The organism is Streptomyces sp. NPDC006332 (assembly GCF_040612855.1).
Taxonomy (GTDB): Bacteria; Actinomycetota; Actinomycetes; order Streptomycetales; family Streptomycetaceae; genus Streptomyces.
This window is the reverse complement of the sequence record NZ_JBEXRA010000011.1, coordinates 1-15160: the sequence shown is the minus strand read 5'-3', so window position 1 is coordinate 15160 and position 15160 is coordinate 1. Positions and strand designations below refer to the sequence as shown.

The 15160-nt window shown below is 66.7% G+C and carries 10 protein-coding genes; 6 read left to right on the top strand and 4 right to left on the bottom strand.

What is annotated here, in order from left to right; all coding sequences use genetic code 11:
* Positions 1-89 precede the first annotated feature (89 nt).
* From ABZ027_RS12580 to ABZ027_RS12570, 3 genes are read right to left on the bottom strand one after another with little or no spacing between them, the layout of a single operon-like run.
* Positions 90-782, bottom strand: coding sequence for a hypothetical protein (locus ABZ027_RS12580; protein ID WP_356767275.1), 693 nt, complete (start codon positions 780-782; stop codon positions 90-92).
* A 58-nt stretch (positions 783-840) separates the two neighbouring features.
* Entirely contained in the window at positions 841-3078 is a 2238-nt protein-coding gene (locus ABZ027_RS12575; RefSeq protein WP_356767273.1) for a DUF6571 family protein, read from the bottom strand.
* A gap of 11 nt (positions 3079-3089) precedes the next feature.
* Complete coding sequence (locus ABZ027_RS12570; protein ID WP_356767271.1) at positions 3090-3560, bottom strand: hypothetical protein; 471 nt, start codon at positions 3558-3560, stop codon at positions 3090-3092.
* Positions 3561-4045: 485 nt separating this feature from the next.
* On the opposite strand from ABZ027_RS12570, the gene ABZ027_RS12565 reads away from it, so the two are divergent.
* From ABZ027_RS12565 to ABZ027_RS12545, 5 genes are all read left to right on the top strand, one after another.
* The gene (locus ABZ027_RS12565) at positions 4046-4498 is read left to right on the top strand and encodes a hypothetical protein (protein WP_356767269.1); all 453 of its coding nucleotides are present in this window, start codon (positions 4046-4048) and stop codon (positions 4496-4498) included.
* A gap of 2 nt (positions 4499-4500) precedes the next feature.
* Positions 4501-6267 (top strand): hypothetical protein, encoded by a 1767-nt coding sequence (locus tag ABZ027_RS12560; protein ID WP_356767267.1) that lies wholly within the window; start codon positions 4501-4503, stop codon positions 6265-6267.
* Positions 6268-6366: 99 nt separating this feature from the next.
* Positions 6367-7605 carry a S8 family serine peptidase gene (locus tag ABZ027_RS12555; protein ID WP_356767265.1) on the top strand — a complete coding sequence of 413 codons (1239 nt, stop codon included), beginning with the start codon at positions 6367-6369 and terminating at the stop codon, positions 7603-7605.
* A 127-nt stretch (positions 7606-7732) separates the two neighbouring features.
* Positions 7733-8083, top strand: a complete 351-nt coding sequence (locus ABZ027_RS12550; RefSeq protein WP_356767263.1) for a WXG100 family type VII secretion target — start codon at positions 7733-7735, stop codon at positions 8081-8083.
* Between the two features lie 72 nt (positions 8084-8155).
* Positions 8156-8455: a WXG100 family type VII secretion target gene (locus ABZ027_RS12545; RefSeq protein WP_356767261.1), complete on the top strand. Its 300-nt coding sequence runs from the start codon at positions 8156-8158 to the stop codon at positions 8453-8455.
* 676 nt (positions 8456-9131) lie between these two features.
* On the opposite strand, the gene eccCa is transcribed toward ABZ027_RS12545, so the two are convergent.
* Positions 9132-13106, bottom strand: a complete 3975-nt coding sequence (gene eccCa, locus ABZ027_RS12540; RefSeq protein WP_356767259.1) for a type VII secretion protein EccCa — start codon at positions 13104-13106, stop codon at positions 9132-9134.
* Positions 13107-13442: 336 nt separating this feature from the next.
* Here eccCa and eccD point away from each other — a divergent pair, with 336 nt between their 5' ends.
* Entirely contained in the window at positions 13443-14951 is a 1509-nt protein-coding gene (gene eccD / locus ABZ027_RS12535) for a type VII secretion integral membrane protein EccD (RefSeq protein WP_356767257.1), read from the top strand.
* The last annotated feature ends 209 nt before the right edge of the window (positions 14952-15160 follow it).

Genomic DNA, 15160 nt, shown 5'->3' with positions numbered 1-15160 from the left:
TTGTCCTTGGCGTCTTCGGCGAGCTCTTGAACTCCCCGTCCGACGCCGCGTGAATCATGCGGCGTCGGAACGCCAACGCACGGGAGAGGTCAACCTTCGTACCCAGGCCAATTCGCCTTGCTGATCGGAGGAACCGAACTAGGCAGATTGGTGTCGTTCTTGCAGCCCCCCTGTTTGGCAACGTCCCGCGCCAGCTGGAGCATGATGTCCACGCCGACCTTGCGGGCCTCGGCCGCGGACAGGTCGCTCCCCTTCATCGGCCGTGCCAGGACATCGACCTTGATGTACTTGTCCCGTTTCCTGTACGCGGGTGCGTCGTCAGGGAGATCGGGTATGCACTCGAAGAACACCACCTGCGAGGCCCTGAGGTAATACGCGAGCACGCCCATGTCCATCCGAGTGCGAGGTTCGTCCCCCCGCGCGTCGGCCGTGGGGAGCTCGTCGGCTGGAGGAGTGTCGTCGTTCCATGCGATGTCGACGTCCAGAACAGTGTCCAGAGAGCCGTCGCTCTGTGCTTCGTATTCGCAATGGCTCGGAAAGTGCTCCGAGACGACCCGGAAGTCATCCTGTTGATGCAGGAGCTTGCTGCCCCGGCCGAGAAGCTTCTGCAGGGTGGCCTGGTTCGGTGTCCCGTTCCAACACGGTTTGGACGGGGCCTTGAGCGCGTCGGCTTTTCCTTCGTCAGAGCGGGCCGACCAGAAGTAGACGCCCGCTCCGAGGGCCGCCAGTACGACAACGACACAGAGCGCTTTCGCTCTGCCGGACATTCTTCCGACGCTCATGTCATCCCTGCTTGGTCGCTTGCTCTACGAAATTTTGTCAACTATTACCGAACCAAGGTCATTTCGGAGGATTGCGTTTGTAGTGGTCCTTGGCCTCCCGCTGCAGCTCCTTGCCGTGGTCGAAGCCCTCACCTGTCTGCTGTGTCACGTCGCGACGCATGTCCGTCGGATCCACGCCAGCCGGGGTGCCGGCGACCTGCAGTCCATTCGATGCCTGGTCAAGAGCGTTCTGGCGGGCGTTGAAGGAGGACTCTCCCGCAGTGTGAGCAGTCTCGGCAGAGGTGTTCCGTTCTGCTCCTTCGACCACCTCGCCGACGACTACCTCGGTGACACCGTTGATGACCTCTCCGGCGATGGGCACGCGCTCGGTGGCCAGACCGACAGTGGAACCGAAAGCGGTGTTGAACATGTCCGCTCGCTTTTGCAACGCATCGTTGTAGTCCTGGTCGCTCTGCTGGCCCCCGGTGACGATCTGGTCGTGTCGAGCCCCTGAGAGGAGGCCCTCCACCGTTCCGGTGTTGTACGCGATGTGCTTCAGGTTCTCCGCTGGAGTTCCGGCGTACCTCTCCGGGTGCGCGTTGGCGTCCTGCATCACCCCGGCCGAGTAGTTCTCCGCCCCCAGGGTGGCCTCGGCATAGCCGTCCGGATTCCTGCCGACGGTGTCAAGGAACTCCGCGGTGGCAAGCGCGTCGGTGAACTTGGTCGGACTGCCGTAGAGATCGTCGAATTCGTCGGACTGGCTCAACGTGGAATTGACCTCGGGCATGTACTCGCCAGCCATTCGTCCGAGGCTGTCGCCCATCGTGTCGTCGGCCAACTTGGGATCAGCGGCAACCGCGTTGATGACCTGGTTCATGATGTCCTGGCGCGCTTGGCTGTGTTCGGGGTGGGCACCGACGTCACCGTGGTCGTACGGAAGTCCGGACACCGCCGCCTCAAGAGCGTGCCCCAGAGCGTCCTTCCCGTAGATCACCGGGTCCTTGGCCGCCATGGGAGAGGTCATGTCAGGAATCCACTGTCGGGCGCCGTCGCCCTTGCCGTCCGCACCCATGCCCATCAGGTAGTCCAGATTGCTCATCTGCTTGCCGGGGCCCGCGACGTCGGCGTTGAAGAAACTTGTGGCCGCGTCCGGATTGTGCCCGTAGGCCTCCAGAAGACCCGTGACCGGATCCCACCCGCGGCCGCCCTCTGTGTCGGCGTTCAGGCCGAAGTTCTTCATGCCCCCGTAGTTTCCATCGGGGCGCCCCCACGATCCGCCTTCCCGCTCGTACGCGATCATGTCCTTGCCGACCTTGTCGAGGAAGCCCTTCGGGTACTCCCCGTGCCGCAACAGCGTGCCAAGCACCTGGTACCCCTTGGGTGCCACCTGGTTGCCCTGCATCTGCAGATCAAGATCACTGCGTCCGACGCGCATGAGTTCGTCGGTCCACTTGTCGCCGAGACCGGGAGTCGCGGTGGCGAGCGCCGTGCCCATGCTGTCCTGGATGCTCCTGGCGAGACGCAGTTGCTCCCCGCCTTCCGCTGTGCCGTCGAGTGAGAGCTGGGCCTGGAACCGCAGCGCCCCCTCCTGGCCGAGGCCTCGGTACAGATCGGTCGCGAACTCCTTGTCGTCTGCGTTGTACTTGATGAGGGTCTGAAGTTCCCGCAACTCCTCCGTGGAGAGCTCCTTGCCCTCCTTGTAGAGCGCCAGGCTCTTCTTCGCGAGCTCCTCGGCCCGTTGCTCCTGGGCGTCATCGAGCGATGTGTAGTTCTGGTGACCGAAGTTGAACTCGTCGCTGCCGTGGGTCTTGCGCAGCGCCCGACTCACGGAGTCGTCTATCTCTCGTGCCTGGGTGATGATCTCGGCGATGCGATCGGCGAGCTCCTGAGCGGTGTTGAGTTCAGCCTCTGTGTGCGTGTCGTCGGTGGTGCGATCATGCGGGTAGAAGACGTGGACTTTTCCGTCGCCTACGTCATTCACTCGCAGTCCCAGCCCAGGCGCCTCGGTGTGAACGGCGGAGTTCAACTTCTTCTGGAGTGCTACGAGTTCGGTGCAGGCGTCGTCGAGGACCTGGTAGATGCTTGAGGCCTCGGCATGGGCGTCTGCGAACTCCTTGGCTGTCTTCTTCACGAACTCCCGCGTCACGTCGGAGTTCACGCCGGCCCATCGGGCTCCCTCCGATTTAGCGAGCAGGCCTTTCTCGGCTCTGTCTGCGAGCTTCTTGAGATTGTCGACGATCTTCTTCCAGTCGGCGACAGAAGCTGTCAGCTTCCCGAGATTGACCTCGGACAAGTTCGTCATGGTGATGCCGGACACAACAGCCCCCGTTACTTGAAGTACTTGCTGAGCTCCGATACCGACCTGCCGGAACCATCCCGGCCTTTGACCGCCGCCGCGATCTCCGCATCGTCGTTCGCATGCGACTTCTTCGAGAAGTCAAGATGGTTGGATATGGCAGCGCAGGCATCGAGCAGCGACTTCACCTGGCTCGTCCAGATCTCAACGGTCAGCGAGAGACTGTCGCCCAAGGCGAAGTTCGAGCTGGACAGCTCGGTTGCCGCCTGCATCGTGCTGCCGGAACCGTGCTTGTCCACCCCCATGCCGGCCACGTCGGCCTGACCGTGCAGGTCACCATGCAGCCCATGAGCCTCATGGCCGACGGCGCCGAGGTCATCCTGGTTCACCACCAGGTCACCGCCGCCTCCGCCGCCGTCTGGCGCAAGCTGGTTCAGACGCATGTTTGTCGAACCTCGTTCGGCAGCCTGCGACTTGAGCTGATCCCACTCGTCCCATGCCATGTGCGGCACCTTTCCCCGTGACCGTGCTCTTCCCCGTGGTCATGCTGAACTCTTGTGGCTCCTGTGTGGCTCCTGCCTGCTTCTGGTGATCGCGCGGAGTGCGCAGCACGCTAGCAAGCCTGTTCGTGTTAATGGGAGGTTGCTGCGGAGTCGTGATCGCCCGCGTGTAGAAGTTTGATGAAGATCGCGAACGGGGCTGTTTGGTGGCGGAGACAGAGGTCACGATTGGTCAGCGCCTTGGGGTCCGCACCGTGAGGGGTTCACGCAACCAGCTGACGTGAACGCGCAAAACGGGCAAAGGTTCGCGCCTGCCGCGGTCTCGTAACGGACTTAACACACACCGCTGTTGGTCCCGTTGTACAGGTTGACTACAGTGGTAAAAGCGTTGTCAGGCATGGCTCGCTTTGCGATCGTACGGCGAGTGGTTGGTCGGTCCCGGCTTGATGGGGGCCGATGGAAGTACGGGGAAACGGGGGAGGAGCGTCGTGGGGCTGCCGGACAGTTCGGGGGGCGCGTCGGCGAGCAGAGCAGCGGACCTGGAGGTCAGTGGCGAACTGCTGACTACGTTCGTGAATCGGGTGGATGCAGTGCTCCGCAAGCTTCAGGAGTCGGCGGGCAACCCGACGAAGGTGAGCGCTCAAGGGATCAGGAAGACGTCTCTGGGGAATGTGCCGGACGCCTCGACCTTCCCTGAGGCGCACCGTCTGTACGAGCAGTACGACCGAGTGCACCAAGAGCTCACATCCCTGTCCAAGACCCTGCACCTGCAGATCGAGGCGACCGGTATCGCGGTGCAGGGCGCCGCTCATGGCTTCGACAGTCTCGAAGAGGAGCAGCGCCAGCGCTTCTGGGCGATCCAGGCTGAGATCCGAGACATCGAGCAAGCGCAGAGCAACAGGGCGCACACCCAGGACTCGAAGACCGGCTGGAGCTTGTGACGATGACTGACAAGCACGAAGCGGACCTGCAGCGGGTCAATGCCGAGAACACTTACACGGACATCACCAGGGCGGGCGAGCACCTGCCACAGGGTGGCGGGCTGTTCACCACGATGGTCAACGGCCTCGTGCGCACGGTTGCCGAGACCAACCCGAACAAGAAGGCCGTTTGGGGCAGCACGGACTTCGACGGCAAGGATCTCGCTCTTAACCAGATGCTGGATCTCGTTGAGGGAACGGACCCCGAGGACCTGGAATCTTCAGGCAAGGCTTTGTGGGACGCGCGCGATGCCATCAAGGAAGCGGCTGACGAGCTCAACGGGCACATCGACAAGGTCCGTTGGGTCGGAAAGTCGGGTAATGACTTCCGTACTTGGGGCACGAACCTCGTGGCGAGCACGACCGAGTTGAGTAAATTCGCCGGAGACGCCGGCGATCAACTCGCTACGGCGGCCGTGGGTCTGGCGTCTGTGCGCGGCTCCATGCCGTCTCGTGACACAGAGGCGAACCGCAAGCGACCCGAGCACTTCACCGAGGCCGAGAAGACGGCGAACAAGGACGAGTACACCGCTGCCGTACGGGTGGAGAAGGACCGCCAAGAGGCGATCAACCAGATGAACCGGTTGGCGTCGTACTACGCGGTCTCGGGTCAGGAACTGGAGAGCCTGCAGGCGCCGACGTTCAAGAGCATGCCCAGCGTGGGAGTGCCTCGCCCCGAGCAACAGCGCTGGAACTCTTCTGGTTCTGATAGTTCTGAAGGGACCGGAACAACAACCCCGGCGACTCATCACTCGGTCGCATCAACTAGCCGTACTGACATTCACGACGTAAGCAATACCCCGACGCCTGCGAAGGACTTCGCGGGCAGGATTACGCGTCCGGATGATGTTGTCGGTACGAATATCGACAGCGTAAACACGCTGCCACCCCCTACGACCGCACCTACTGGCCATACGCCGACAGTCACAGGTGTCCCTCCCATGGGCGGGGGCCAGACCCCCGCGCCTGAGGGCCTCGGGTCCCCGGTCCCCAATGGCATGTCTGGCCGGAACTTGAACGGAACAGGCGGTCTCCGCACCCCCACGTCCGCGCAGGGCCGTGCTGGGTCTCCCGGCCTGACTAATTCCGGCTCCGGGCGTAGCACGGGGCAGGGGGTCACGAGCCAGATGGGGCGCGCTACGTCGACCGGTCAGTCTGCCGCCAAGGGACTTACCTCCGGATCGAATTCGTCCCAGATGGGCCGGGGGATCAGTGGCGGTACTCCCCGTGCGGGGGGCACGGTGACACCACGAGCGAGTAGCGGCCCGGCGACCGGTGCCGGCCGGGCCAATGGAGTCGTCGGAGGGCGTCCCGCCGCTGGTGATGCTTCAGCGAAGGGCGGGTCGAGGATTCCCCGCGGCACGGTTGTCGGTGGCGAGGGCGCGGCCAGTTCCCGGCCCGCTACCGGTCGGCCGGGGCAGGGTGGCGTGTTCGGAGCAGCACCGGAGTCCACGGCGAGGCCTGGTTCCAAGGCGACCGCCCCTCGGGGCAGCGCGGGTGCCCCCGAGGCTGTCACCGGCAGGGCTGCGGCACGTAATTCCGCTGCCGGAGCCGAACGGAACGGCATGACGCGCGGCGGCGCCGGTCTCGTACGCGGGCCAGCTCAGAACGGGAAGCCCGGTGACGAGCGGAACGCGCAGGGGTCGACGCGTCCCGACTATCTGGTCGAAGACGAAGAGACCCATCTTCCCGACAAGCCCCGGCGCGATGTGCCGCCGGTCGTCAACTGAGCGCGAGCGAGGACACCGAACACGATGAAGTCTGGGACCAGCCGACGAGACGAGCGGGCTACATTCCACAGAACGCACCGCAGTAGACGAGTGCGTGCTGTGGGCGCGGTCGTCGGCGCCCTAGCGGCTACAACTGTCGGGTTCGCTCCCAATGCCGCTGCCTACGACGCGAAGTCAAAGCAGTGGTACCTGGCACCAATGGAAGCCGAGCAGATGTGGAAGGTCAGTACGGGGAAGGGTGTGAAGGTTGCTGTCATCGACAGTGGCGTGAACGCAAATACCCCGTCGCTGAAGGGGCAGGTCCTGACTGATCAGGTCCCCAAGTCGGTTTCCTACCGTGCTACGGACGACTACACCGGCCATGGCACGACCATGGCCGAGCTGATCGCAGGCACCGGAGCAGGTGGTGGCCTGCAGGGGTTGGCGCCAGGGGCGAAGATCGTTCCCATTCGGATCGAACTTGAGGGTCTGAAGGGTGGGGCGGAAGAGAAGCAGAAGACACCCAATTCGGTAGCCGCGATCAAAGCGGCCGCCGATACCGATGTAAAAATCATCAACATGGCATTCGGTGCGGAGGGGCCAGACCCCGACGAAGAGACAGCTATCGACTACGCCGCTTCGAAGGGTAAGTTGTTGATCGCCGCAGTCGGTAACGATGGTGAAGCCGGGGGTCGTATCGATTATCCGGCCGCGTCCCCGTATGTAGTTGGTGTGGCGGCAGGCGACAAAACTGGCACGGTGTCTAAGTTCTCGTCGAGTGGAGGCTACGTGGACTTCACGGCGCCGGGACAGGACTTCCCGGGGTGGTGCGATGCGAACTTCCGCTCGTACTGCGATGACAGGGACGGTACGAGTCCGGCAGCCGCGATCGTTTCAGCCTCCGCAGCCCTGATCTGGTCCGCACACCCCGACTGGACGGTGAACCAGGTCACCCGTTCCCTGATCGACACGGCAGGCCGTGACTGGCCGGAGGACGAACCGAGCAAATACCTCGGATACGGAGGTGTTCGTCCCCGCGTAGTTCTGGAGAAATCTACGTATGATCCCGGACCTGCGAACGTCGATCCGCTGGCCAAGGAGAACGGTGGCGATCTGCTGGCAAAGTCCGCATCATCGGCCTCGTCCTCATCTACCACTCCGGCCGCACCCTCTGCCTCTGCTTCAGGCACGTCACAAGCCCCAGAAAAGGCTTCTACCGGCGGAACTTCTGCGGCAGGATCAACCGCAGAAGCGTCCAACGAAAGCAACACCCTTTGGATCGCACTCGGTGCAGCCGCCGCGGTCATCGTGATCGGCGGTGCCGGCGTGGCCATCATGCGGGCGCGCCGCGCCAGGTAACAGCCGTCAACCGCTCATCGTCCTGTGCCCTTCGGACGGGGCGTGCAGAACGTGCTCACGTTGCGATGTCACAAGCGCAGAGTGAGCCGAAACAATCAGATCAGCAACAGCCCCAGAAAGGGTGATCATGGCCGGCGGAAAGCAGAAGCTCGAAGATGCCGCAGTAGTCCAACTCCAGAAGCAGATGCTGGAGAAGTACGAGGGCATCACGAAGCGCGTGCACGGCCTTCAGGGTGTGATCGACGGCCTCGAGGGCCAGTGGCAGGGAATCGGTCGTGCTGCGTTCGACAAGAAGCAGTACGAGATCAACGAGTCGCTGCAGAACATCGGCAAGATCCTCGGTGATGTCATCGAGGCGATGACCTCGACGCGCAACATCAAGGACAGCAAGGAAGACGAGGTGCGCGCGGCCGTCAGCAAGATCGACGTCCAGGACGGCGCTCCGACGGTCCAGTCGTCCTCCCTCAGCTCCTACTGAGCCGAGCGGCGTTCAGACATTCGCCGGGCATCCGGCAGCCAGCAAGCATCCAGCGAGACGAGGTAAACAGGCATGGCCAACAACGCCGATGGGCTGCAAGTCACTTATGACGGGCTCGACGTCGCCGCCACCAAGATCGGTAATGAGGCGAGCCAGCTCGAGCAGGACCTGCAGGAGCTCAAGAAGCTCGTTGTGAGCAGCCTTCAGTACTGGGAGGGCGAGGCTCAGAACACCTTCAACGAGAAGCTGCACCGGTGGGACAAGGAAGCCAACGACATCCACCAGGCGCTCACGGGGATCGGCCACGTCGTCGCGACGTCGGGCGGTACCTACATGCAGGGTGACAAGAAGGCGGCCAGCTACTTCCAGTAGGAAGACGGCTGTAGCGGAATTCCGGGGTGGGCGCGCGCGGGAGGCGCCCACCCCGTTGCTCTGCCCCCACGGAGGCGGCGGGTGAACATACGCGTGTCAGCTCGCTGGCCGAGGTACACCGAGGACCGTCTTCGCTCTCGGTGCGGCCGCCCGGTCAACGTGATCGGTGGTGCCGGCGTAGTCATCATGTGGTCGCGCCGCGCCGGGCAACAGCCGTCAACCCTTCAGCGTCCTGTGTCCTTCGGATGGGGCGTCCAACTCCAGAAGCAGGAATACTCGCGGCCTCTCATTGACGCCCCCGGCGCGACCCTCGTATACGCCGCGACGGGCCACACGACCCCGAACGCGACGAACTCCCACCCGCCTTGCACCGTGAACGCGGAGGACAATTCACTGGGCTGGGCCTACGAAACGCCCGAAGCGAGCACCCGGCGATCGGGGCCGGGAGTAACTGGGCCTCCATCAGGAACGGTGACGCACCCTGCGCACTAACGGTGTTCTGAACACCCGTTAGGACGACCCCCAGCGCGCAGAACAGCGCCACCCCTCGGCATACGCCCCCCAGCGCCACGCCTTGTCGCCCGAACGCCACTCGGGGCCGTGACCGCCAAAGCGCCCACGACCCCAAGTCACATCAATCCGTACCCCAGTAGACCGACCGCCGGTCAGCCGACCGTCATCCGTTCCCGTCCCCCACCAGCCCCACCTGGACCAGCGGCTTCCCCCGCTTGCGGGAGACGAACACACCGCGCCCCGCGGGCATCGGGCGCGGCCGCACGTTGCCCAGTACGTCGCCCTCCGCCGGGTCACCCGCGAGGACGACGCCCTGGGCGCCGAGTTCCTTGATGCGCTGCATGAAGGTCTCGTAGCCCGCGCGGCCCGCGCCCGCCGTGGAGCGGGCGATGATGAAGCGGACGCCGACGTCACGGGCGAACGGGAGCAGGTCCGTCAGGCCCGCCAGTGGGTTGCCGCTCGAGGTGGACACCAGGTCGTAGTCGTCGACGATGACGTACACCGTGGGGCCACGCCACCAGCTGCGGTCCCGCAGTTGCTCCGCCGTGACGTCCGCGGTGGGCGTGCGGCGCTGCATCAGGTCGGCCAGCGCGTCCATGTGGTGCTGCATCTGGTTCGACATGGGGATGTACTCCGCCAGGTGGGAAGGCGGGGTGACACCCAGCAGCGAACGGCGGTTGTCGACCACGAACAGCTTGCAGTTGTTGCCGTCGTACCGCTCGGTGAGGCGCTTGATGAGCAGCTTCAGCAGGTTCGACTTGCCGGACTCGCTCTCGCCGAAGATGAGGAAGAACGGGTCCTGGTCGAAGTCCACGAACACCGGCTCGAGGTTGTCCTCGTCGAGACCGAAGGAGACGCCACGGTTCGGGAAACGGTCGCCCGGGGGCAGCTGGGCCGCCGGGAACTCCCTGGGCAGCAGGCGTACTTCGGGTGCGCCGGGCTGCTGCCAGTGCCGGGCCACCTCGGCCGCCAGGGCCCCTGTCGCCTCCGCGAGGTCCGTGTCGGAGGACAGACCGTCGATGCGCGGGACGGCCGCCATGAAGTGCTGCTTCTGCGGCGTCTGACCGCGTCCCGGCACGCCCGTGGGCACGTTGGCGGCGACCTTGCGGTCGAACTCGGAGTCCATCGCGTCGCCGAGCCGCAGCTCCAGGCGGTTCATCAGGTGGTCCTTGAGGTTCGCGCGGACCTCCATGGAGCGCGAGGCGGTGAGGATCAGGTGGATGCCGTAACCGAGGCCGCGCGCGGCGATGTCCAGGACCAGCGGCTCCAACGCCTCGTAGTCCTGACGGAAGTTGCCCCAGCCGTCGATGGCCAGGAAAACATCGCCCCAGGGCTGGTCGGTCACCGAGATGTCGCCCCGCGCGCGGCGGGTGCGGAACTCGGCGATCGAGGAGATGCCCGCCGAGCGGAAGTACTCCTCTCGGCGCGTCAGGATGCCGTAGACCTCGGCCGCCGTACGCCGTACCTTCTCGGGGTCCAGACGCGAGGCCACACCGCCCACGTGCGGCAGGCCGGCCACCGACGACAGACCGCCACCACCGAAGTCCAGTCCGTAGAACTGCACTTCGTGCGGGGTGTGGGTGAGCGCGAACGACGCGATGATCGAGCGCAGCAGGGTCGACTTGCCGGACTGCGGACCGCCGAGGAGCTGCATGTGACCGGCCGCGCCGCCGAAGTCGGCCCACAGCGGGTCGCGCCGCTGCTCGTACGGCTTGTCGACGAGGCCGACCGGGATGACGAGCCGGCCCGCGCCCTCGTAGCCGGGCTGGGTCATGCCGCGGCCCTGCACCGGAGCGAGTCCGGGCAGCAGCGAGTCCAGCGACGGCGGACTGTCCAGCGGGGGCAGCCACACCTGGTGGGCGGACGGGCCCTGGGCCTCGAGGCGCCGCACGATGACATCCAGCACGGTGTCGGCGAGCGCGTCGTCCTGCTTGGCTTCCGGCTCCTCCTGGCGCTGCTGCGGGATCGGCGAGTACTGCACCGGGACCTCGGCCGCGGTGAAGAGGACCGGCCGGCGGTCGACCGGGAGCGGCCCGCCGGGTGCTGCGGACTGCGGCGAACTCGTGCGGTAGACGCCGGAGACGTACGCCGCCTTGAAGCGCACCATCTCCTCCGTGCCGAACTTGAGCAGACCGGAGCCCGGGACATTGGGCAGCTCGTAGGCGTCCGGGACGCCGATCGCGGCGCGGGACTCGGCCGCGGAGAACGTCCGCAGACCGATCCGGTACGACAGATAGGTCTCCAGCCCCCGCAGACGGCCCTCCTCCAGGCGCTGCGAGGCCAGCAGGAGGTGCACGCCCAGCGAACGGCCGATCCGGCCGATCTGCACGAACATCTCGATGAAGTCCGGCTTCGCGGTGAGCAGTTCGCTGAACTCGTCGATGACGAGGACGAGGGAGGGGATCGGCTGCAGGGGTGCGCCCGCCGCCCGGGCCTTCTCGTAGTCGTGGATGTTGGCGTAGTTGCCCGCGTCGCGGAGCATCTCCTGGCGGCGGTTCAGCTCGCCGCGGATGGAGTCACCCATGCGGTCGACGAGGGTGAGGTCGTCCGCGAGGTTGGTGATCACGGCCGCCACGTGCGGCATCTGCGCCATACCGGCGAAGGTCGCACCGCCCTTGAAGTCCGCGAGGACGAAGTTCAGCGTCTCGGAGGAGTGGGTCACGGCCAGACCGAGCACCAGCGTGCGCAGCAGCTCCGACTTTCCGGAACCGGTCGCGCCGACGCACAGACCGTGCGGGCCCATGCCCTCCTGCGCCGCCTCCTTGAGGTCGAGCATCACGGGCCGACCGTCCTCACCGAGGCCGATCGGCACCCGCAGCCGCTCCGACTGCGACCGCGGCCGCCAGGTTCGCCGCGGGTCCACCGAGGCCGCGTCACCCAGGTTCAGCAGGTCCGTGAACTCCAGGTTGGCGAGCAGCGGTTCGCCGTCGTCCCCGCCCGTGCCCATGCGCAGCGGCGCCAGCTGCCGGGCGAGCGCCTCGGCGGCCTCGTACGACAGGAGGTCCGGAGTGCCCTCGTAGACCATGCCGTGCGACGACTCCAGGCGCAGTTCCTTCGGGTGCACGATGACCGCCAGGTCCCCGCGCCCGACGCTGAGTTCACCCGGCACGACCTCCACGACGGTCACGCCCTGCAGGCCCTCGGGACTGGCCAGCAGGGAGGTGGGCGGCAGGGAGACACCGTCGAGCACGATCACCAGGTGCGGCTGCTCGGGCACCGGCGGAGCGGCGGGGTGGAAGCGGGGGCGGCCCTGCAGGAGGGTGTCCAGCCGCTCCTCCAGCTCCAACGGGTCGGTCGTGATCAGGCGCATGCTGCCCGCGCCGTCCGAGGCACCCCGGGTCTGCAGGTGCGGCAGCCACTTCGCCCATTCCCACTCGGGGGCCGACTCCCGACCGGCGGCGACCGCGATGACCATGTCCTCGGGGGAGTGCAGCGCGGCGAGGCAGGCGGCCACGGAACGGGCGGTGCCGCGCACGGTGCGGGGTTCGCCGGAGATCGTCACGTGGTAGAAGGCCCGCAGCGAGACCGCCATCGGCAGGTCCTCGAGGGTGCTGTGGGTGGCGAGGAAACGCTGCATGGCGCCGGTGGTCAGAGGCTCCAACTCGTCGACCGGCGCGGTCTGCGGAGGAACCAGGGGAGTGGCCAGGGCCTGCGGGCCGAGGCCCACCCGCACCTGTCCGAAGTCCTCGTCACCGGTGCGCCGCTCCCACACCCGGCTGCCCTCGGCGACCAGAGCCCACAGTTGCTCCGGCGAAGGGTGCAGGTAGTACTGGGCGTCGCGCTGGACCTGGGCGGTGTCCAGGGCCTGGCTCCGGGTCTGCGACAGATAGCGGAGGTAGTCGCGGCGCATGTCCGCCAACTGCCCCTGGTTGCCGCGGCGGTAGCGGACCAGCATCGCGATGCCCATGGCGACGGTGGAGGCCACCATCACCATGCCCATGATCTTCATGAAGGGCTGGGCCTGCGGGTTGAAGAAGAACACCACCGAACCGCCCATGCCGAGCATGGGCAGGAGCTGCATCAGCGCGCCCTCCTGCTGCCCGCGCGGAAGCTCCGGCGGCGCCTGGAGCATCACCTCGTCCGTGGGCACTTCCTTCGGCAGTGCCCGCGGCGGGCGCTTGACGACGATGTGGCTCACTACGCACCAATTCCCTTGCCGGACCGAGTTGTTTCGTCCGCCGCCCCGTCTCGGGCGGACGTCGATCGCGCAGCGTGATCCTACTGACAACCACTGACACCGGCGGGCGGTAGGGTGCCGGTGAGACGCGTGAGCAGTTGCGAATCGCCCTGGAAAAAACGGGCAATCCGCAACGGTTCGAACCATGCGCCTCCCCGCAGTTCCCGGGTGCGACGGCCTCGTTGCCCGGCTGCGCGGGTGGCGCGACGCAACCTACACAGGATCTTTACGGGCGGAAGTGGGCGCGGCGATACCGCGAGCCGCCCCATCGCCGACGAGGGGGAACAGCAGGTGAGCATGACGGCCTCCGCGCCGGCCGGCGCGACCGGCGGACCGGGCACCCAGGCCCCTTCCGGGGCGGGCACCGGACTCGGCTTCAGCCGGGTCACCATCGTGGCGCCCGACAGCCGCATCGACGTGGCACTGCCGGACGACGTACCAGTCGCCGACCTGTACCCGGAGATCCTGCGGCTGTCCCAGCAGGGTCCCGACGAGGGCGCCCCGGTCGGGTACCACCTCGTACGCCGTGACGGCACCGTCCTCGACGGCTCGCGGTCCTTCTCGGCCCAGCGCATCCTCGACGGCGAACTGCTCACCCTGCGCCCGTTCGCGGAGTCGTTGCCGCCGGCCGTCATCGACGACGTCTCCGAGGCGGTGGCCGCCGCCGTCACCCGCGACCGCACCTTGTGGAACGGCGAGTTGACCCGGGTCGGCGGCCTGGTCGCCGGCGGCATCCTGCCCGCGCTGCTGGCGTTCGTGGCCTGGAGCTCCCAGATCCGCCACGACATGCACAGCCTCCAGGGCGTCGTCGCCGCCGTCGCCGGAGTCCTGCTGATCACCATCGCCTGCGTACGGGCGCGGGTGTACGACGACCGGGGCTCCGCGATCGCCCTCGGTCTGGGCGCGTTGCCGAACGTCGCCGTGGCCGGTTCCGGGCTGCTCGCGCTCTCCGCCGGCGAGGGCATCGGGCGACTGCAGTTCCTGCTCGCCTGCACGGGGGTCCTGGTCGCCTCCCTGGTCCTCACCCTCGTGTCACCCGGTGGCGACGGCCCGTTCGTCGCCTTCGTCTTCGCCTCGGTGATCGGGCTGATCACCACCTTCATCGCGATCCTCACGGAGCTGCGGCCGATCGAGACGGCGGCCATCTGCGCCCCGCTGTCCGTCGTCGCGCTCGCCTTCCTGCCGGGCCTGTCGATGCGTTTCGCGCGACTGCCCATCGGCTTCGAACCGCCCAACCCCTCGCGCGGCGGCTACGACGCCGGCGAGCCGGCCGCGCAGGAGCCCGTCGACGTCGAGCGCGTCGCGGCCCAGGCCCGCCGCGGCCACGAACTCCTCGTCGGCCTGGTCGGCGGCTGCGCGCTGGTCTCCGTGGGCGCGTCGATCGTCCTCGGCTTCTCCGACAACGTGTGGGCGGAACTGCTCGCCCTCGCCACCGGTGTGGCGATGCTGATGCGCGCCCACCTCTTCCGCTACACCGCGCAGGTCGGCGCCACCTTGGCCGCGGGCCTCGCCGCCCTCGTCTTCCTCGGCCTCGGGCTCGCCCTGAACCCGCCCCGGGACTTCCTGCGCGACGCGGTCCTCGGTGACACCACCGCCCTCGACATCCGCAGCGTCTGGCTCGCCGCGGCCATCGCCGCCGCCGCGGCCCTGGTCACCGCGATCGGCCTGATCACCCCCCGGCGCGGGGTCACCCCCTTCTGGGGACGCTTCCTGGAGATCGCCGAGAGCTTCGTCCTGCTCACGCTGATCCCGCTGGCCCTGGCGGTCTTCGACGTGTACGCACGAGCCCGGGCCATGACCAGCTAGCGAGAGCGCTTCCCGTACGAGCAGAGGAGCCGTGTCCCAGGGAAGGGACACGGCTCCTCTGCTCGTACCGGGCCCGGCGGCCCGGACGGGACGCCTAGGGCCTGTCGTTTGGACCACGCCGCAGACGCGGGGTCTGGCACGCACATCTGCCGCGTTGTCGTCGGTTGCCGACTCCCCCACGCTCGGCTGCGCTCGCGCGGGGGGACCCC

What these genes read in the sequence shown, in the direction of transcription:
- ABZ027_RS12580 (WP_356767275.1), bottom strand. Translation starts at nt 782, where the DNA reads ATGAGCGTCGGAAGAATGTCCGGCAGAGCGAAAGCGCTCTGTGTCGTT.
- ABZ027_RS12570 (WP_356767271.1), bottom strand. Translation starts at nt 3,560, where the DNA reads ATGGCATGGGACGAGTGGGATCAGCTCAAGTCGCAGGCTGCCGAACGA.
- ABZ027_RS12560 (WP_356767267.1), top strand. Translation starts at nt 4,501, where the DNA reads ATGACTGACAAGCACGAAGCGGACCTGCAGCGGGTCAATGCCGAGAAC.
- ABZ027_RS12550 (WP_356767263.1), top strand. Translation starts at nt 7,733, where the DNA reads ATGGCCGGCGGAAAGCAGAAGCTCGAAGATGCCGCAGTAGTCCAACTC.
- ABZ027_RS12545 (WP_356767261.1), top strand. Translation starts at nt 8,156, where the DNA reads ATGGCCAACAACGCCGATGGGCTGCAAGTCACTTATGACGGGCTCGAC.
- eccD (WP_356767257.1), top strand. Translation starts at nt 13,443, where the DNA reads ATGACGGCCTCCGCGCCGGCCGGCGCGACCGGCGGACCGGGCACCCAG.